Origin of the sequence: Klebsiella variicola (genome assembly GCF_000828055.2) — a bacterium.
Classification (GTDB): Bacteria; Pseudomonadota; Gammaproteobacteria; order Enterobacterales; family Enterobacteriaceae; genus Klebsiella; species Klebsiella variicola.
Genome location: NZ_CP010523.2, coordinates 3750408 through 3769215, shown reverse-complemented (window position 1 = coordinate 3769215; position 18808 = coordinate 3750408). Strand labels below are relative to the sequence as shown.

The following is an 18808-nucleotide window of genomic DNA, read 5'->3' as shown; positions in this document are numbered from 1 at the left end:
CTTTCGGGGCGGATTTTTTTTGCCTGTTGCCGGCCAGCCTGAGCGACTGGCCCGGCCTGCACGATTAATTGACGGTGAACTCATCGGTACCGAGGTGAGCGTAGTCCACCTTCTGCAGCTGGAAGTTGGTGATGTACACCGGACCGGCCTTTTGCTCAGAGATAAAACGATAGCGCGGGACGATTTCCGCCGCCTTGATCCCGGTCCACTGGGAGAAGAAACTGAGGAAATCATTCGCTGAGCGCTGCGCTTTAATCACTTTATGCGCTTTGTCATCGCTGGACAGCACCATAAACGGCACCTGGAAGTTCTGCTGGAACTTATCGTCATGCGCCAGATACTGCACCTCTTTTCCCCGCTCCTTGAACGCCAGACCATGATCGGAAAAGTAGGTCAGTGAAAAGGTATCGCCGGAGTTTTGCAACTGACTGTATAGCTTAGCCAGCAGCGAATCGGTCTGCGTCATGCTGTAGAGATAACAGGAGGTCTCTTTCGACTGGACGAAAACCGTGTACTTGCCTTTGGTCCGATCGCAGGCCTGCGGGTGAGAGCCCATCAGATGCAGGACAATCAGCTGCGGCTGGGTGCGCTGCGTAGAGAGTACCTGCTCGGTCAGCTTTAATAACTGCTCGTCCTGAGTATTTTTATTGGCCTCGAAATCGCCGTTTTTCAGGAACTGGACTTCATCCGCACGTTTGGCGATGCTGGCGATAGCGGTGTCGTACTCGCCAATCTGCCCCTGGTTGGAGAACCACCAGGTCTGGAAACCCGCGCGGTTGGCGAGGGTGACAAAGTTATCCTGAAACTGCGGTTTGCCGTCGACCACCCGGTTAAGCGTCAGGCCGAGCGATTTCTGCGTCGAGCCGCTGGCGGCGACATAGTTGTTAAACAGATAACCGTTTACTGAGCTGGCAAACGGCGTGTTATCCCAGTGGCCGCCGAAGGCGCCGAGGGCGTCGCGACGGGCGCTCTCGCCAATCACCACCACATAGAGATGGTACTTTGGCTTCACCGCCAGCACGTGCCAGCTGTCTTTCATGCCGGCCAGCTGCGCCATTCGCGCCTGCTCGTCCAGCACCTCGTTATTATTCACCACCACGTCTTTCACAAAACGAAAGGCCGGATAACCGGTGTCAATCACCTTGAACACGCCGCCCCAGGCGAGGTTTTGCACCGGCTGCAGAAAGAAGATCCCGACGCTGAACAGCAGGCCCAGGGTCTCCATTTTTCCCCAGCGGGAGGGCTCAACGATCCTGCGGCGGACCGCAATGATCCCCAGTGCGAAAATGAAGACCGCCAGCAGATAGTTGTACCACGGGAAGATGGTCAGAATTTCCGTAGATTCTTCCACGTTGGTCGCGTGCAGCGCCAGCAAGGTGTTGAAATTGGGGGCGCCGTAAGCCTGGCCAAAGGGGTAATACAGGGCCGCCAGCAGCGAATAGGCGCCGACTACCCCTTTCTGGACGCGCGGAAAAGCGCGCCACAGAAGATGTAACACGCAGGTAAATGCCACGGTATAGAGCAGGCTAAATTCATAGCCCAGCGCCAGGTTAATCAACAGCGATTGTAAAAAGTAGAATCCTGTCCATGGGTTCAGTGCCAGTCGGCGGGCGACCAGCGTATCTTTCAGGGTGGTGACATTCATAGTAAACAATCAAAAAGAGGCCATGCGCATCCCCTGGCGACAAGGGGTAAAACCTGCTGGACAGTGCGTGAAGAGGGTCTCTGCGAGCCGCGAATGTGGCAGGGCTGTGCAAAGATAGGGCTTGTAAATGGTAAGGTCAACCAGACATAACAGATTGTTTTGCGAGGGCGCTTACAAAACTTGAAAAAAGGTCAGGGAAACGGGGGAAACCGGTCATTTTACCGGCAGAAGATGACAGAAAAATGAAGCGGCGTACCGCGACGCCGCCTTAGGAATGGGGTTTGCCCTGCTGTGGTTTACCGTTGATCATCTCGCACAGCATACCGATCAGCATTAATCGTACTTTAAAAGGGGAATGGCTAAACACGTTTAAGCACCTCTTGAATTCGTTCATCTGCTCTCCTCCTGCCTGTTCACGCCGTCAATCCATGATGGCTGTTTGCATTACATACAGATATAGCACAGGCTATATTTTATAGCTATGGCTAAAACGTTAATTTTTTGTGCTCTTGGCGCAATCCATTACAATGTGGATCTTTTTATATGATGCTTGACGCGTCACACGAATGAGGAAGCACAATGAACCGTCGCGCAGGTAAGCCAATAACAAAAAAAGTGACGCAGTTAGTAAATGTTGAAGAGCACGTTGAGGGGTTCCGTCAGGTGCGGGAAGCGCATCGCCGCGAACTGATCGATGACTATGTGGAGCTGATCTCCGATCTGATCAACGAAGTGGGGGAGGCGCGCCAGGTGGATATGGCGGCGCGTCTTGGCGTTTCGCAGCCCACGGTCGCCAAAATGCTCAAACGCCTGGCCAGCGTGGGTCTGATCGAACAGATCCCCTGGCGCGGGATCTTCTTAACCCCGGAAGGGGAAAAGCTGGCCCAGGAAAGTCGCGAACGCCACCAGATTGTGGAAAACTTTCTGCTGGCCATTGGCGTCAGTCCGGAAATCGCCCGCCGCGATGCGGAGGGAATGGAGCATCACGTGAGTGAAGAGACGCTGGCGATGTTCCTGAAATTTACCCAGAAACAGGGATCCCAGGAAGCATGACTCTTCCCTTTATTCAGTCGCTGCTGCGCGACCGTTTTTTACACCTGCTGCTGATTATCGCCTGCGTGCTCAGCGCCATCGTGCCGTTTGTCCCGGCAAGCTGGCCGGCGGCCATTGACTGGCATACCATCATCACGCTCAGCGGCCTGATGCTGTTGACCAAGGGCATTGAACTGAGCGGCTACTTTGACGTGCTGGGGAGGAAAATGGCCCGCCGCTTCGTGACTGAGCGCCAGCTGGCCATCTTTATGGTGCTGGCGGCAGCGCTCCTGTCCACCTTCCTGACCAACGATGTGGCCCTGTTTATTGTGGTGCCGCTGACGCTGACGCTGAAAAAGTGGTGTGCGATCCCGGTTAACCGTCTGATTATCTTCGAAGCGCTGGCGGTTAACGCCGGGTCGCTGCTGACGCCGATCGGCAACCCACAGAACATTTTGCTGTGGGGACGGTCCGGCCTCTCTTTCGTCGGGTTTATCGGCGAGATGTTACCCCTGGCGGCGGCAATGATGTTGACCCTGCTGGTGCTGTGCTGGTTCTGTTTCCCGGCAAACCGGCTCAGCTACCAGAGTAGCGATAAGGCGCCATCGTGGCAGCCTAAGCTGGTCTGGAGCTGTCTGGGATTGTATCTGGTGTTCCTGACGGCGCTGGAGATGAATCAGGCGCTGTGGGGGCTGGCGCTGGTGCTGCTGGGCTTCCTGATTCTGGCCCGGGCGGTGATCGTCCATGTGGACTGGTCGCTGCTGCTGGTGTTTATGGTGATGTTTATCGACGTCCACCTGCTGACCCAGCTTCCGGCGCTGCATCATGTGCTGAGCGGCGTCGGGACGCTTTCCGGCGGCGGACTGTGGCTGACCGCCATCGGCCTGTCTCAGGTGATCAGTAATGTGCCCTCGACCATTCTGCTGCTCAACTATGTCCCGCCGTCGATACTGCTTGCCTGGGCGGTTAACGTGGGCGGCTTTGGTCTGCTGCCAGGATCGCTGGCCAATATCATCGCCCTGCGCATGGCCAGCGATCGGCGGATCTGGTGGCGCTTCCATCTTTACTCCATTCCTATGCTGCTATGGGCGGCCATCAGCGGCTATTGGCTCTTTAAACTCTGCGCCTGATTTCTGCAGAATTGGGCAAGAAACTGACAGAAACACCCCATTCGCACGCCTCGACACAGCGGTATAACTATACCGCTGACGTTAACCATCCTGTTGAGGAGAGTGCTATGCGATATCAAAAACTGGGCAATACCGGTCTGTTTGTCTCTGAGCTGTGCCTGGGCACCATGACCTTCGGCGGCGAAGAAGGGATGTGGGGCAAAATCGGCCAGCTGCGCCAGGCTGAAGCCGAACAGCTGGTCGGCAGCGCGCTGGACGCCGGGATCAACTTTATCGATACCGCCAACGTCTACTCGGAAGGGCGCTCTGAAGAGATTACCGGTCAGGCGCTGATAAATCTGAAAATCCCGCGTGAAAACGTGGTGGTGGCGACCAAAGTGTTTGGCGAAACCGGCACCGCCGGCGTGAACTCGCGCGGCAGCTCACGGTACCACATCATGGGCAGCGTGAAAGAGAGCCTGCGCCGCCTGCAGCTCGATCATATCGATCTCTATCAATTGCACGGCTTCGATCCGGCGACGCCGATCGAAGAGACATTGTCGGCCCTGGATACGCTGGTACAGCAGGGGCATGTGCGCTACATCGGTGTTTCAAACTGGGCGGCCTGGCAAATCGCCAAAGCGCTGGGCATCGCGGAACGCCTTGGACTCTCGCGCTTTGCTTCTCTGCAGGCCTACTACACGATTGCCGGGCGTGACCTGGAACGTGAGCTGGTGCCGATGCTGCAAAGCGAAGGACTCGGCCTGATGGTCTGGAGTCCGCTGGCGGGCGGCCTGCTGAGCGGGAAATACCGCCGCGACGGCGAGGCGGAAGCGGGTGGTCGTCGCCTGGCGTTCGACTTTCCGCCCGTGGATAAAGCGCGCGCATTTGATTGCATCGACGTCATGCGGGTGATAGCTGAAGCAAAAGGGGTATCGGTGGCGCAGATTGCCCTGGCGTGGCTGCTGCATCAGCCGGCGGTGACCAGCGTCATTATTGGCGCCAAACGGGCCGAGCAGTTGCAGGATAACATCGCTGCGACCGCTATCCGCCTGAGCGATGATGAGTTGCGACAGCTTGACGCGGTCAGCGCCCTGCCGCGCGAATATCCGGGCTGGATGCTGGAGCGACAGGGGGAATATCGTCGTCATCAGCTTGACGCGCAGTAACGCCGTTTTTTCCGTGCCTATAAAGATCGCCGCTTGCGGCGATCTTTTTTGTTTGCCTGGCTCACAGAAAACGATCCGACTTTTGCTTCGGTGGCGGATCTTTTGTATATGACTAGTCATTACAGTTAAATGACTAGTCATATACCGAGGCGCAGCATGAAGAACACACTACCGGCAGATTTTTTATGGGGTAATTCCGTCTCCAGCATGCAGACGGAGGGGGCGTGGAACGAGGGGGGCAAGGGGATGTCGGTGTACGATATTCGTCAACCGGCGGAATTCGCCTCGGACTGGAAGGTCGCGACCGACTCCTATCATCGCTTTCGCGAAGATTTCGATCTGATGCAGGATCTGGGCATGAACTGCTACCGCTTCCAGATCGCCTGGAGCCGGGTGTGCCCGGAAGGGGACGGCGAATTCAATGAAGAGGGGATCGCGTTCTACCATCAGTTTATCGATGAACTCATTGCCCGCGGTATTGAACCGATGATCTGCCTGTATCACTTTGATATGCCGCTGTCGCTGGCGGAGCGTTACAACGGTTTTACCGACCGCCGGGTCATGGACGCCTTTATCCGCTATGGCCAGAAGATGATCGACTGTTACGGCGATAAGGTGAAGTACTGGCTGACCTTCAATGAACAGAACCTCTACCATTCGCCGGAAGCCTTCCTGATCACCGGCTATTTGCGTGGCGATAAAACGCTGCGCGAACTCTACCAGATCCAGCACCACGTGATGATGGCGCATGTCCATCTGACCCACTATCTGCATCAGACGAAGCCGCAGTGCCTGATGGGCGGAATGCTGGCCCATGCGCTGGTCTATCCGGCTACCTGCAAACCACGCGATATTCTCTGCGCCCAGCAACTGGACGAGTTTTTAAACCAGAACCTGCTGCGCGCCTACGCCGGCGAGGGTTATAGCCCGGAGGTGATGCATTTTGTCGCTCGCCAAGGCTTTGACGATATTTATCGCCCTGAAGATATCGCGCTGATGGCGACGGTGAAGGTCGATTATCTGGCGTTCAGCTATTACGCCAGCCGTGCGCTCAATAGCGACGCGATCCCGCCGGGAACGGCGGTCAACAATTACATGCTATTCGGTAATCAGGATAACCCGTACCTGAAAGCGACGGAATGGAACTGGCAGATCGATCCGCTGGGATTTCGCATGATCATCACCCGCTATTACAATGACTGGCGGCTACCGGTGTTCCCGATTGAAAATGGCATCGGGGTGATCGAATCCTGGGATGGCGAACATCCCATTGCCGATGATTACCGCATCGCCTACCATCGCGACCATATTAACGCCATGAAAGCGGCGATATTTGAGGACGGCGCGCAGGTGATTGGCTATCTCGGCTGGGGATTAATCGATATCCTCAGCTCTCAGGGCGATATGCGTAAGCGCTACGGCGTGGTGTACGTCAATCGTGAGAACCATGACCTCAAGGATCTGCGGCGGGTGCCGAAGAAGAGCTATGCGTGGCTAAAGCAGGTGATCCACAGCAACGGCGAAGCGATGTAACAGTGTCCTGGCGGTCAGGTCAAGTATGCTGTCCGCCAGCCACACACAGAATGTAAAAGGACCGGGAATGACGGCGAAGTATCTGCAAATCGCGCGGGAAATAAAAAAACGCATCATCAGCCAGCAGTATCCTGCCAGCGCGCCGCTACCCGACCAGTTTGCGCTGGCGGCGGAGTTCAACACCAGCCGGATGACGATCCAGCAGGCGATGCGTCAGTTAATCGTCGAAGGGCTTATCTATACCCGCAAAGGACTGGGTACCTTTGTGCGGAAAAATTTTCTCCAGCTGTCGCAGTGGGAGTTGCCCGGCAGCGACTATTTTGGCGCCACCAAAACCTGGGAGCATCTTGGCGAGGTACAAAGCGAAGTGGTGCGCTTTGAGGTGCGTTTTCCCAGCGACAAAGAGCAGAGTTCGCTGCTGATTGACGCCGATGCGCCGGTGTATGACTTCGTTCGCCTGCGGTTGCTCAACGGGGAACCGGTGTCGCTGGATCTGACGGTCATGCCGGTGGGGCTGGTGCCGGGGCTCAATAAAAGCCATCTGGAAAGCTCGGTGTTTCGCTATATCCAGGAGACGCTGGGGCTGAAGCTGATGGGATCTTACCGCGTGGTGCGTGCGATGAAGCCGGATGAACTGGATAAATTACATCTTCACTGCGACCTCACCGACCCGGTGCTGGAGGTTGAACAGGTGATCTACCTCGAAGACGGTACGCCGCTGGAGTATGCCCACTGTCACTATCGCTACGATCACGGCGGGATTATTCTGGTGAATAACGGCTAGACCGGGGACCCCTGTTTGCGCAGCGCTTAGCAGGCCCAGGGTGTTGTCAGGTTTGGTAACCCAGGCAAGGCGTCAGCCGCAGCCCGGGGAAATGCAGATAAAAAAACGGCGGGCATCAGGCCCGCCGTTTTTCTTGTCATGCAGAACTTAGTTCAGACGCACCGGCATACCGGAGCGGTTCTGGATAGCCTGCTCAACCACGTTCTGATCGACATCAGACTGGCTGGTGATCGCCTGTACCGGCTGAGTCAGGGTGATCGGCACGATTTCGCCGCCCTGGAACTGCGCTTCGGTGGTCGACAGCGGGTTGTGAACCTCAATGTAACGGCTGCCGTCCGGCTCGGTGGTCGCTTTTACCGGCTCATCGATAAACTGCACGCGGGTGCCGACCGGCACATTCTCAAACAGGAATTTGATGTCATCGTTGCGCAGACGCACGCAGCCGTGGCTCACGCGCAGGCCAATACCAAAGTTAGCGTTGGTGCCGTGGATGGCGTACAGACGGCCAATATATAACGCGTACAGACCCATCGGGTTATCCGGACCGGCCGGTACGACGGCTGGCAGCGGGTTGCCGGCAGCGGCGTATTCAGCGTGCATCTTGGCGGTCGGCGTCCAGGTCGGGCCGGCCTTCTTGCGTTCGACTTTGGTGGTCCAGTTAATCGGCGTATCTTTACCTAACTGGCCGATACCGATCGGCAGAACGATCACGGTGTTGGTGCCTTTCGGATAGTAATACAGACGCATCTCGGCGCTGTTGATGACGATGCCTTCGTGGACGGTGTCCGGCAGGATCAGCTGCTGCGGGATGTTCAGGACGCTACCGCCTTTTGGCAGATAGGTGTCCACCCCCGGGTTGGCTTCCAGCATGTTGGACAGCCCCATCTGATATTTCGCCGCAAAGTATTCCAGCGGCTGCTTGTTATCATCCGGAATGGTGATGACCTGATTCTGACCAACCAAACGGCTGCCGTCGGTCGGCAAAGGATAGGTGACAGCAGACGCTGTATTGCAAAAGCCTACGAGGGCGAAGGCTGCCGCTAAGAGTGTAGATAATTTCATAGTCTTTAATGTCGTGTGCGAAATCAACGCCACACAGGCCTTTGTTAATGATTGAGACAGTAGATGGGAGCGCATTATATGTGCATTCCGCTAAACAGGTAAATCAGATGTGTACGAAATCACATTTTTTTCCCTGTAGCCTCGGCTGACGGGGCTGGCGGATGATGCAATCGCCGCCTCTCACGCGGGTGACAGGGAGGTTATCCTTCCAGTAACCGGTCCTGTAGCGAAGCGCGTGCCGGGGCGGTGAGCTGGTACTCTTCTGCCAGCCAGGCGTCGACCGTGCCATAGCGCTGGTGGATGGCTGACAGCGCGGCGGCGAGATAGGACTCTTTCACCGTCAGGATATCCGCCAGACTCTGGCGTCCCTGGGGCGTCAGGTCGTTGCCCAGCATCTCCAGCATCCAGGCTTCCACTTGTGTCAGCATGCCGTGGGTGAGCAGATACTCCTCCATGACCGTCTCGCTGTCGCATCCGACGGCAAACAGGGTTAACGCGCAGCCGACGCCGGTGCGATCTTTGCCGACGGCGCAGTGTTGCAGTAAAGCGCCTTCAAAAGGCGTGGTCAGCCAGGCGGCGAGCTGGCGATAGGCCGGGTTATTAAAGGGCAACTGGCGATACAGTTGCAGCATAAACTGCTCCCCGTTCAGCGCGTTAAGGGTGGCAGCATTCAGCTCGGTGACTTTCGCATTCACATCGCCGAGCGGCGGATTAGCGGGCGCGTTTAAATAGTGAGTGAGCGGGCTAAGCTTGTCAGGGGTGCGCTGCACTTCGCCGGGGTCGCGATAGTCGAGCACCCGACTGAGCGGCAGCGTCGCCAGATGGTTGAGATCGTCCGCCGTCAACCGATTTAGCGCGCCGGAGCGTAGCAGCTTGCCGCTGCGTACCGTGCGTCCGTCGGCGGCGCGCTGGCCGCCGAGGTCGCGAAAATTGATACCGCCCTGCAGGGATAAAAAAGCCGGGTGTCGCGGTAGGCTGGTGGTCATGGGGTTCCTCATAATGACGTACAGAATAACCGTTTGAGCCCTGGTCTGCGGCTCATCTGACAAAGACCTTAGCACAAGCGCCGCGGCGGAATTTACCGCAGGCCGTGAAAAGTGTGTCATTTGCTGGCATAATGTCTGTTGTGTCACACCCCTCATTCTCTTTTTTCAGGATATCCCCGTGCTAGTATCCAGCAACGTTACCATGCAGTTTGGCAGTAAGCCGCTGTTCGAAAATATCTCCGTTAAATTTGGCGGCGGCAACCGTTATGGTCTGATCGGCGCCAACGGCAGCGGTAAATCGACCTTTATGAAGATCCTCGGCGGCGATCTCGAGCCGACGCTGGGCAACGTTTCTCTCGACCCGAACGAGCGTATCGGTAAGCTGCGCCAGGATCAGTTCGCCTTCGAAGCATTCACCGTGCTGGATACGGTTATCATGGGCCACGGCGAGCTGTGGGAAGTGAAGCAAGAGCGCGATCGCATCTACGCGCTGCCCGAAATGAGCGAGGAAGACGGCTATAAAGTGGCCGACCTGGAAGTCAAATACGGCGAGATGGACGGTTACTCCGCCGAAGCGCGCGCCGGCGAACTGCTGCTCGGCGTCGGCATTCCGGTTGAACAGCATTACGGCCCGATGAGCGAAGTCGCGCCGGGCTGGAAACTGCGCGTCCTGCTGGCGCAGGCGCTGTTCTCCAATCCGGATATCCTGCTGCTCGACGAACCGACGAACAACCTGGACATCGACACCATCCGCTGGCTGGAGCAGACGCTGAACGATCGCGACAGCACCATGATCATCATCTCGCACGACCGTCACTTCCTGAACATGGTCTGCACCCACATGGCGGACCTCGACTACGGCGAGCTGCGCGTCTATCCGGGCAACTACGACGAATACATGACCGCGGCCACCCAGGCGCGTGAGCGTCTGCTGGCGGACAACGCCAAGAAAAAAGCGCAGATTGCGGACCTGCAGTCCTTCGTTAGCCGCTTTAGCGCCAACGCTTCTAAATCACGTCAGGCCACCTCGCGCGCGCGCCAGATTGACAAAATCAAGCTGGAAGAGGTTAAAGCCTCCAGCCGTCAGAACCCGTTTATCCGCTTCGAACAGGACAAGAAACTGTTCCGTAACGCGCTGGAAGTGGAAGCCCTTACCAAAGGCTTTGATGAAGGTCCGCTGTTCAAAAAGGTCAACCTGTTGCTGGAAGTGGGCGAGAAGATTGCCATTCTGGGCGCCAATGGCGTGGGTAAATCCACCATGCTGAAAACTCTGGTAGGCGAACTGCAGCCGGACAACGGCACCGTGAAATGGTCTGAAAACGCGCAAATTGGTTACTACGCGCAGGATCATGAGTACGAGTTCGAAAACGACCTGACGGTCTTCGAGTGGATGAGCCAGTGGAAGCAGGAAAGCGACGACGAGCAGGCGGTACGCAGTATCCTCGGCCGTCTGTTGTTTAGCCAGGACGATATCAAAAAGCCGGCGAAAGTCCTTTCTGGTGGTGAGAAAGGGCGCATGCTGTTCGGTAAGCTGATGATGCAGAAGCCAAACATCCTGATCATGGACGAACCGACCAACCACCTGGATATGGAATCGATCGAATCGCTGAACATGGCGCTGGAGATGTATCAGGGCACCCTGATCTTCGTTTCTCACGACCGCGAGTTCGTCAGCTCGCTGGCGACCCGCGTCCTGGAGATCACCCCAGAACGCGTGATCGATTTCAGCGGTAACTACGAAGACTACCTGCGCAGCAAAGGTATCGAGTAATCCCTGTCCGTTACCCGGGTAGCGGCTACGCCTTACCCGGGCTACGCCTGGCATGTGATCTGTAGGCCCGCGCAAGCGTAGCGCCGCCGGGCAATAACTGCGGGTAAAGAGCCACTTTCGCGCCGGATGGCGGCTGCGCCTTATCCGGCCTACGGTCCGTGCCATTGTGAGCTTAAGAGCGCTATCTTGTACCCATGGTTACTGAAACTGTCCGTTACCCGGGCTACCAAACCGCACAGTGCTGTAGCCCCGGTAAGCGGTAGCGCCACCGGGGATTTTGAGGCCACCCGTTTGTAGCCCGGATTAGCGTAGCGCAATCCGGGAACATCATAAAATCCAGGCCGGGCAAGGCGTAAGCCGCCGCCCGGCATATCGCTTAGCGCCTCCACTCGGTCCCTTCAACGCCATTCACCAGCAGCTTGCGCTTTTCTCCCGCCGGTAATGACAGCTTCAGCGCTTTCCACGCCGGACGGTAGCTGCCGCGAGCGTTGATATTCAGGTTTATGCTGTTGGCGCTGCAGATCATTTCCCACTCCAGCCATAGCGCATCCCCCTCTTTATAGCCCCAGCTTTCGCCGTCGTCTTCAAACAGCAGACCGCGGGTTGAGCCGGTACCTTTCAGCGGGAACAACTGCAGTTCGCGACGATCGTCTTTTTGCGCATCGACGTGGCTGATACGTTCACTAAGCGGCAGACCGGCGCCGGCGCGGACCAGCAGCGGCAGTTTTTCCAGCGGCGCGTCCAGCGTCACCCACTGGCCGCCGGCGAACCACTGGTGGCTGTAAAAATCGTACCAGCCGTCCTGATTATCGGGCAGCCACAGCTGGCGTTGACGGGCGCCGGGCTCGACCACGCTGGCCACCAGCAGATCGCGACCCAGCAGGAAGTCATCGCACTCGGCGAAGGTCTGGGTATCGTGCTGGTGATCGAGGAAGGTCGGGCGCAGCATCGGTTCGTCATCGGCATGCGCCTGCCATAACAGGGTGTACAAATAGGGCAGCAGACGGTAGCGCAGCTCGATGGCTGAGCGGATCGCCGGGGTGATTTCCGGGTACATCCAGGCTTCATTGACCGTCTGGTCGTCATTCCACGAATGAATGGTAAAGCGCGGATGCATCACGCCGTTTTGTACCCAGCGCACGAACAGCTCCGGCTCGGGTTTATCGCCGGAGAAACCGCCGACGTCGTGGCCGACGTTAAACAGCCCGGAAAGGCTCATGCCCAGCCCCATGCGGATGTTATAGCGCAGCGTATCCCAGTTGGTGCGGTTGTCGCCGCTCCAGGTCTGGACGTAGCGCTGCATCCCGGCGCAGCCGGAGCGGGAGATCAGATACGGGCGCTTTTGCGGCGCAAAGCGCTGCTGGGCTTCCATGGAGGCGCGCATCATCAGCAACGGCATCACCGGGCGAATATGTTTAATGGCGATTTCGCGGCCAAAGCCGTAGCAGCGCGCCTCGCCGTCCCACACCTCATACTCGTTATTATCGTTCCAGGTCGAATCGATACCCATCTCCAGTAGCTGGGTGGTCACGCCTTCCTGCCACCAGGCCACGGTGTGCGGGTTGGTGAAGTCGAGATGCGACCCTTCATCATCCCAGAAGCTGGAGCGCTCCGGCGCGTCGGTTTGCGAATCGCGAATAAAAAGACCGCGCTCCGCCACTTCGCCATAGCGCGGATGATCCTGCAGCAGGCAGGGTTTGATATTGGCGGCCAGCTTCAGCCCGGCATCATGGAACGACTGGCTCATCACTTTTGGCTGCGGCACCTTGTCGTAGTTCCAGTTAAAGACGTAGCGCTTGCCGTTGATCGAGGTATAGCCGGAAGAGAGCTGGAACGAGTCGCAAGGGATCGCGTGCTGCTCGCACAGGCGGATGAAGTTCATCAGCTGATTTTGCGCATCCGGCGCGTCGGTGTAGTGCATGGTGGAGCCGCTGTAGCCGAGGCTCCATTTTGGCCCGAACAGGGTTTTACCGGTCAGGCGGACGAAGGCTTTGGTCACATCCAGCACCTGTTTACCGGTAAACAGGTAATAATCGATATCGCCGGCCTCCGCCTGCCAGCGGCGATAGGCGGTGTGGTAGTTGTCGATTTCATTGCCCAGATCCAGCCAGCAGCTGCTCAGGTTGTCATAGAACAGGCCGTAGCTGATATCGCTGCGCTGGGTGATGGTAAACGGAATATGTTTATACAGCGGGTCGGTGCTGACGGCGTTGTAGCCCATGGCATCGAGGTTACGCATTTCATAGCGTTTGCCGTTACGCTGCAGGTCGCCGGCTTTTTCACCCAGCCCGTAGAAACGCTCATCTTTGCGGCGGCTCAGATAATGGGCGACGCCGTCGCCGTGAGCGTTTGCCAGATAGGCGCTGGTGGGGCGGTCACTGGCGAGCGTCTGCCACTCGCCGGCGTCGTCGCGATAGCTCCACTCCAGCCATAGCGGCTGGTGGACGGTGACGCGCAGCTGGCGGGTGGCGATGGTCAGCGCGTCATCTTCTTTGGTCATCTGCCAGGCCGGGAGGCTAAAACCGCTGAGGTCATCCCGCGCGCGGCCTTCCCACGGCACATCCTGCTGCGGGGCGATACTCCAGGTGCGATCCAGCGCCAGTTGGCCCTGGCGCTTCAGCAAGACGCGGAATAAATTCTCTTCCAGCACGTACAGACACAAAGTGTGCTGACCATCAACGGTCAATTCAACGTGATGCTCCAGCTGTTGGTGCAAACTCCAGTGTTTCAACGTCTTCATATTTTACATCCACTCTCAGGCGCGCTTGGCGCGACGTTCAGCAATAAATGCCACCAGGAAAACGGCGCCAATCAGGTCAAAGAACCCCATGGCGATAAACAGCGGGTTGAAGCCAATTTTGTCGGCGGTCACCCCGATTAATAATGAGAACAGGAAGCTGGCGATCCACGCCGCGGAGCCGCGCATACCGTTGACCGTCGCCATTTGTCCCTTGTCGAAAGACTCCACCACCAGCGCGCTGAGCATGCAGGAGATGATCTGATGGCCGAAACCACCAATGGAGATCAGGATGATGGTGATATAGGGATCGCGAGTAATGGCGACCAGGGCCAGCGAGATCATCAGAAACGCGCCGGTTACCGAGCTGGCGATAACCGAGTTGACTCGCGTGCAGCCGAACCAGCGAACGTACAGGCGGGTGAGATAGCCGCTGACCACGCTGCCAAGATCGGCGGCGAGGAACGGCAGCCAGGCGAACATCGCGATCTGCTTCAGATCCATGCCGTGCTCTTTCGCCAGGTACAGCGGCACCCAGAAGCTCAGTACCGCCCAGGCAGGCTCGGCCATAAAGGCGGGGATGGCGATCCCATAGAAACGTTTATTCTTCGAGACGGTTTTGAGCGCGGTAAAGAAGGGCTGTTTCACCGGCGGGGCTTCGTTATCCTGCTTGATGTACTCCAGCTCGCTTTTGCTGAGGTTCGGGTGCTTTTCCGGGTTCTGATAGAAAGCCCACCACAGCACTACCCACAGCAGCGCCAGCGCGCCGGTAAACATAAACGCCCCCTGCCAGCCGAAGGAGGCGTGGGCGAAGTAGATAATCGGCGGGGCCAGCATTGCGCCGATAGAGAAGCCGACGCCAGCCCAGCCGGCGGCGATTGGCCGTTCAGATTTCGGGAACCACTCGCCGATGGTTTTGGCGTTCGCCGGCGTGGCGGCCGCCTCGGCGCCGCCCATAAAGAAGCGCAACATAGCCAGGTGCAGCCAGCTGCCAGCCCCGGCGTGGGCGATACAGGCCAGCGCCCACAGGGTAGCGCAGATCATAAACCCGAGCTTCAGGCCGATGACGTCGATAAGCCAGCCACAGAGCGGCTGGAAAATCGTGTAAGCCAGCTGAAACGCGCCGACGATCCAGGAATATTGTTCGGTGGTAATACCGAGCGTCGCTTTCAGTTCCGGGGCGATAATCCCCAGCGAGTTACGTGTGATGTAGTTGACGGTGACGCCGAGTAAAAACAGGACCAGCACCCACCAGCGCAGGTTTTTTACCACCCGGCGCGTTTTACTGACCGCGATATCATTGTTGAGGCCTTGACTCATAGCACACTCCACAAGACGTTGTAGGGGGAAAGTGACGGCCTCTTTCCCTGAGTGGTCACATAGTTTTTTTTAACTATTTGAATAGTCTATTTTTTATCTCAACATCATTGGTATAACTAGTATGGGAGATGTTGGACCAATTCAGGCTAAGGGAGAAAAAACGTCGGGCAAAGTGCTATTTATGCAACTTTTTTCATGAAATGACCGAGATCTCAAATTTCGCTCTGTCATTTGCTTACAGGAAGCGCTTTGGTGATTATGAAAATTCTTTCATTTTCCAATCGGAGCTGGATCACAAAATGGATAAAAAGCTGCGCGTCGCCGAAATCGCCGCCCGCACCGGGCTGTCGGCCAGCACCGTTTCGCGCGTCCTGGCCGGAAAGGCGAATACCAGCGATAAGGCGCGCCGGGCGGTGCTGGAGTGCGCCCGCGAGCTGGGGGTCATGCAGGGACTGGCCGCCGGGCGTCTGCTGCTCAATAATCTGCTGGTGTTTGCTCCACAGCGCGCCTTCGATGAGCGATCGGATATCTTCTACTACCGGGTGATCCAGAGCATCAATAACGCGCTGGCGGCGCATGAAGTGCGCCTGCGCTACTGCGCACTGGACGAGAACGACAGCGACGCCAATCTGTTTCTTGCCCGCATGAACGAAGCGGAGACCCAGGCCGCGGTGCTGCTGGGGATCGACGATCCGCATATTCATGGCCTGGCGGCGGATGTGGGCAAACCCTGCGTATTGATCAACTGTCGGGATGAAGGGATGCGGCTGCCGTCCATTGCCCCCGACCATCGTCTGATTGGCCAGTGCGCCGCCCGCTATCTGTTTGATATGGGCCATCGGGCGGTGATGAACGTGATGTGCCTGCGCCGCTATACCATGGAGCTGCGGCTGGGCGGGATCCAGGAAGCATGGCGCGCGCGCAATCTGCGCTTTACCGCCAGCCGGGATCTCATCAGCGTCGCCAACTTTAGCGCCAGAGAGACGGAAGAGCAGGTAGGGGCCTGGCTTGACGCTTTACAGGGGCGCCCGATGCCCACCGCCTTCCTGGTGGGCGGTGATTTTATGGCCGCCGGCACCGTCAGCGCCCTGCAAAAACGAGGCCTGCGGGTGCCGCAGGATGTTTCGGTAATGAGTATCGACGGGTTTAATCTGGCGGCGATCCAGGAGGTGCCGTTGACCGCGGTGCATGTGCCGCGAGATGAGCTGGGCAGCGAGGCGGTGCATCTCCTGCAGCAGCGCCTGCTGCGCCCGGAGGCGCCGCACGGCTCGCTACTGTTGCACGGCACGCTGGTGGTACGTGATTCGGTACGGCGGATCCGGCCGGGCAAAGGCCATACCGCCGTGGAGCCGCAGGGGCTGTATGACGATTAAACCGGGATACCCAGCGCCCGTTTCCCGTGAATATTCAGATCTTCCAGGGTGAAGCGCCCCTGCCAGCTGGCCTCATAGTCCTCGCGCGGGAAATCCCCCGGCGAGGCCCCTTTTTCCAGAGCAATTTTCACTTTCTGCGCGTAGGCGAGGTTCTTTTCGCACATCGGCGCGGCCGGGATGTACATCACGTTGCCCCAGCCCTGTTGATTTTCCACCGGCGCCACTGAGTGAATAACATCGCAGTGCCACCAGACGGAATCGCCAGCGTTCAGCGCCGGAATCGAGCTTAACGCTTTAATTAAGAGTGGGTGCCATTGCTCAGAGATCGGCAGCACTCTGCCCGGCGCGACGCCGCACAGCTCATCTTCCGGCACATCGTCGAGCAGGGGGCGCAGCAGCACATAAGCCATCGCCTCCGGGATCGGCACCACGTGTAGCAGCCCCTGACCCGGGATCATGTCCGACAGCGCGGTCCAGCCCTGGAAGGTGCGGAACACCGAGCATTTGGTGGTGTTGTCGACGGTGTACTCTTCCACTTCGGTACGGTGCGCGGCGTCCCACGGATCGTAGGCGTCGATATTGCCATTAAAGACGTTGGCGAAAACCTGCTGATAGGCGGGAAGCAGCCAGCGCTCCAGCGCGCCAGAATCGGTATGCGCCCCCAGCCCCTTTGACGTGGTTCCCGGCGGGCGGCGGCGGATACGGTCAGGGTAAATCACGCTGACATCCGGATCGAACCAGCGCTTGCCATTCTGTTCAAAGCGCCACAGGCGATTGAGGAAGGATTGCACCGCCGCCATTTCATCACTCTGTCGCGCCTGCATTTGCGAGGGGGACCAGTAGATCGGATAGATTTCCGGACGCGAAGCCTCCAGCGAACCGAAGAAGCTGTCGCCAGGTCCTTTGTAAACATCATCGAAATGGTTCAGATCGAGGTATTCCAGCATCGCGTTGTCCCAGGCCAGCGCCTGTTCGCGCGGGTAGTGTCCTTTGATCACTGCGCAGCCCCGGCGCTTAATCGCCGCGCGCTGCTCATCGCTCACTTTTCCTTCGGCGATATCGCTGAACGGGATCGTCGGCCAGACCTCCTGGCCTGTGGCTTTCAGGGCATTAATCTCGTCCAGGCGCTCGCTGATACGCGCCGAGAGTTTATCGAACACTGCCTGGACATCGCCAATTTGTGCCCGTAAGGCCTGTTTCATCTGGCGAATTGCCGCTTTGTGGTCGGCAGGTAATGTTTCGTGGGTCGGGAGAGCAGCCATAATAACCTCGCTGTATCTTTCATTCGAAAGTATTAAATATTACAAACGTTAATTTAAGTTAAAATGGAGTTAATGCAAGTTTAAAATCTTGCTACGGCGCACAAAATGGAAAAACCGGGGCGCGATGCCCCGGCGAAGGGTCACGCGTTGAAGGGAGCGGTATTATCGAGGACGGCCTGAATGACGTTCAGCGCGCCGTCATGGTTATTATCGTCAGTGGCGTAGCCGGCGATAGCCTTGATGGTGTCGGCGGCGTTACCCATGGCGAAAGCGTATTTCACCAGCTTCAGCATTTCGGCGTCGTTGCCGCTGTCGCCGATGGCCACGCACTGCTGCGGCGAAAGGTTCCAGCGTTTGAGCAGGCGGCTGATGCCGTTGGCTTTATGCAGGCCGGGGATAATCAAATCGACAAAGCCAAAGCCGCTGGTGACCGGCTTCATGATCCCGTCGAGCGACACGTGCAGTTTATCGATCAGCTGTGGGATCTCGCTGTCCGGCAGGTTGAGGGAGAATTTGAACAGCGTGTCGTCGATGCGGTGGTAATCGCTTACCCGCTGCAGACGGTGGTAGTGCTTTGACATCAGGTCGACGAAGGCGTCCGGAGCTTTATCGCTCACATACGCGCTCTGCAGGCCGCAGGCGACGAAGTTCAGCTGCGGATCGTTAAGTAATTCGCCGATCACCACCTGCGATTCGTGGCGGGTCAGTTCGCCGTGGAACAGCTGCTTACCATGCTCAAAGACCAGCGCGCCGTTTTCGGCGACGAACGAAATCTGCTCGCGGATCTCCGGGAAGAAGGAGATCAACTGATAGTACTGGTTGCCGCTGGCGACAACAAATTCAATGCCGCGCTGCTGCAGCTGGGCGAATTGCGCCAGAAACCGTGAGCGATCGTAGGTTTTGGCGTCATTGAGAAAAGTTCCGTCCATATCGGTGACGATAACTTTAACGGTCATAAGGGGATGCTCCTGGCTTAACTTCGACCAGTAACATTCTAATTACAATGTGATGGGGAGCACAAATTT

At 57.5% G+C, this 18808-nt stretch carries 14 protein-coding genes and 1 pseudogene; 7 read left to right on the top strand and 8 right to left on the bottom strand.

What is annotated here, in order from left to right:
• Positions 1-64: 64 nt before the first annotated feature.
• Positions 65-1645, bottom strand: a complete 1581-nt coding sequence (locus tag SP68_RS17640; protein ID WP_012968654.1) for a phosphoethanolamine transferase — start codon at positions 1643-1645, stop codon at positions 65-67.
• 268 nt (positions 1646-1913) lie between these two features.
• Positions 1914-2039 (bottom strand): manganase accumulation protein MntS, encoded by a 126-nt coding sequence (mntS, locus tag SP68_RS17635; RefSeq protein WP_012542374.1) that lies wholly within the window; start codon positions 2037-2039, stop codon positions 1914-1916.
• A gap of 185 nt (positions 2040-2224) precedes the next feature.
• Here mntS and mntR point away from each other — a divergent pair, with 185 nt between their 5' ends.
• The 5 genes from mntR (at position 2225) to SP68_RS17610 (ending at position 7272) form a co-directional block, all read left to right on the top strand.
• Positions 2225-2698, top strand: a complete 474-nt coding sequence (mntR, locus tag SP68_RS17630; protein WP_008805779.1) for a manganese-binding transcriptional regulator MntR — start codon at positions 2225-2227, stop codon at positions 2696-2698.
• Complete coding sequence (locus SP68_RS17625; RefSeq protein WP_040973994.1) at positions 2695-3807, top strand: anion transporter; 1113 nt, start codon at positions 2695-2697, stop codon at positions 3805-3807. The genes mntR and SP68_RS17625 overlap by 4 nt, the downstream gene beginning before the upstream one ends.
• 107 nt (positions 3808-3914) lie before the next feature.
• Positions 3915-4955, top strand: a complete 1041-nt coding sequence (locus tag SP68_RS17620) for an aldo/keto reductase (RefSeq protein ID WP_022065789.1) — start codon at positions 3915-3917, stop codon at positions 4953-4955.
• A gap of 156 nt (positions 4956-5111) precedes the next feature.
• A complete protein-coding gene (locus SP68_RS17615; protein ID WP_012542372.1) occupies positions 5112-6488 on the top strand; it encodes a glycoside hydrolase family 1 protein in 1377 nt (458 codons plus the stop codon).
• 67 nt (positions 6489-6555) lie between these two features.
• The gene (locus SP68_RS17610; protein ID WP_016160535.1) at positions 6556-7272 is read left to right on the top strand and encodes a GntR family transcriptional regulator; all 717 of its coding nucleotides are present in this window, start codon (positions 6556-6558) and stop codon (positions 7270-7272) included.
• Positions 7273-7419: 147 nt separating this feature from the next.
• On the opposite strand, the gene ldtB is transcribed toward SP68_RS17610, so the two are convergent.
• Both ldtB and SP68_RS17600 read right to left on the bottom strand, forming a co-directional pair.
• Positions 7420-8334, bottom strand: coding sequence for a L,D-transpeptidase (ldtB, locus tag SP68_RS17605; RefSeq protein ID WP_008805784.1), 915 nt, complete (start codon positions 8332-8334; stop codon positions 7420-7422).
• Between the two features lie 200 nt (positions 8335-8534).
• Positions 8535-9450 (bottom strand): annotated as a pseudogene (locus tag SP68_RS17600) (tyrosine-protein phosphatase).
• Between the two features lie 48 nt (positions 9451-9498).
• On the opposite strand from SP68_RS17600, the gene SP68_RS17595 reads away from it, so the two are divergent.
• Positions 9499-11091 carry an ABC-F family ATPase gene (locus tag SP68_RS17595; RefSeq protein ID WP_008805786.1) on the top strand — a complete coding sequence of 531 codons (1593 nt, stop codon included), beginning with the start codon at positions 9499-9501 and terminating at the stop codon, positions 11089-11091.
• A gap of 376 nt (positions 11092-11467) precedes the next feature.
• Here SP68_RS17595 and SP68_RS17590 read toward each other — a convergent pair whose 3' ends face one another.
• Both SP68_RS17590 and SP68_RS17585 read right to left on the bottom strand, forming a co-directional pair.
• Complete coding sequence (locus SP68_RS17590) at positions 11468-13831, bottom strand: glycoside hydrolase family 31 protein (protein ID WP_012968651.1); 2364 nt, start codon at positions 13829-13831, stop codon at positions 11468-11470.
• 15 nt (positions 13832-13846) lie between these two features.
• Entirely contained in the window at positions 13847-15148 is a 1302-nt protein-coding gene (locus tag SP68_RS17585; RefSeq protein WP_012968650.1) for an MFS transporter, read from the bottom strand.
• A 299-nt stretch (positions 15149-15447) separates the two neighbouring features.
• Between SP68_RS17585 and SP68_RS17580 the strand changes: the two genes are divergently transcribed.
• Positions 15448-16521, top strand: a complete 1074-nt coding sequence (locus SP68_RS17580) for a LacI family DNA-binding transcriptional regulator (protein ID WP_008805789.1) — start codon at positions 15448-15450, stop codon at positions 16519-16521.
• Here the strand turns inward: SP68_RS17580 and SP68_RS17575 are convergent.
• On the bottom strand, positions 16518-17783 hold the full coding sequence (locus SP68_RS17575; RefSeq protein WP_008805790.1) for a DUF1479 domain-containing protein: 1266 nt from the start codon (positions 17781-17783) through the stop codon (positions 16518-16520). The two genes, SP68_RS17580 and SP68_RS17575, sit on opposite strands and share 4 nt — an antisense overlap.
• Before the next feature lie 140 nt (positions 17784-17923).
• Positions 17924-18739 (bottom strand): Cof-type HAD-IIB family hydrolase, encoded by an 816-nt coding sequence (locus SP68_RS17570; RefSeq protein WP_040973996.1) that lies wholly within the window; start codon positions 18737-18739, stop codon positions 17924-17926.
• Positions 18740-18808 lie beyond the last annotated feature (69 nt).

Excerpts from the sequence above, each read along its gene's own strand:
- mntR (WP_008805779.1), top strand. The coding sequence starts at position 2,225 with ATGAACCGTCGCGCAGGTAAGCCAATAACAAAAAAAGTGACGCAGTTA.
- SP68_RS17615 (WP_012542372.1), top strand. The coding sequence starts at position 5,112 with ATGAAGAACACACTACCGGCAGATTTTTTATGGGGTAATTCCGTCTCC.
- SP68_RS17625 (WP_040973994.1), top strand. The coding sequence starts at position 2,695 with ATGACTCTTCCCTTTATTCAGTCGCTGCTGCGCGACCGTTTTTTACAC.
- ldtB (WP_008805784.1), bottom strand. The coding sequence starts at position 8,334 with ATGAAATTATCTACACTCTTAGCGGCAGCCTTCGCCCTCGTAGGCTTT.
- SP68_RS17575 (WP_008805790.1), bottom strand. The coding sequence starts at position 17,783 with ATGGCTGCTCTCCCGACCCACGAAACATTACCTGCCGACCACAAAGCG.
- mntS (WP_012542374.1), bottom strand. The coding sequence starts at position 2,039 with ATGAACGAATTCAAGAGGTGCTTAAACGTGTTTAGCCATTCCCCTTTT.
- SP68_RS17590 (WP_012968651.1), bottom strand. The coding sequence starts at position 13,831 with ATGAAGACGTTGAAACACTGGAGTTTGCACCAACAGCTGGAGCATCAC.
- SP68_RS17585 (WP_012968650.1), bottom strand. The coding sequence starts at position 15,148 with ATGAGTCAAGGCCTCAACAATGATATCGCGGTCAGTAAAACGCGCCGG.
- SP68_RS17570 (WP_040973996.1), bottom strand. The coding sequence starts at position 18,739 with ATGACCGTTAAAGTTATCGTCACCGATATGGACGGAACTTTTCTCAAT.
- SP68_RS17640 (WP_012968654.1), bottom strand. The coding sequence starts at position 1,645 with ATGAATGTCACCACCCTGAAAGATACGCTGGTCGCCCGCCGACTGGCA.
- SP68_RS17610 (WP_016160535.1), top strand. The coding sequence starts at position 6,556 with ATGACGGCGAAGTATCTGCAAATCGCGCGGGAAATAAAAAAACGCATC.
- SP68_RS17580 (WP_008805789.1), top strand. The coding sequence starts at position 15,448 with ATGGATAAAAAGCTGCGCGTCGCCGAAATCGCCGCCCGCACCGGGCTG.
- SP68_RS17620 (WP_022065789.1), top strand. The coding sequence starts at position 3,915 with ATGCGATATCAAAAACTGGGCAATACCGGTCTGTTTGTCTCTGAGCTG.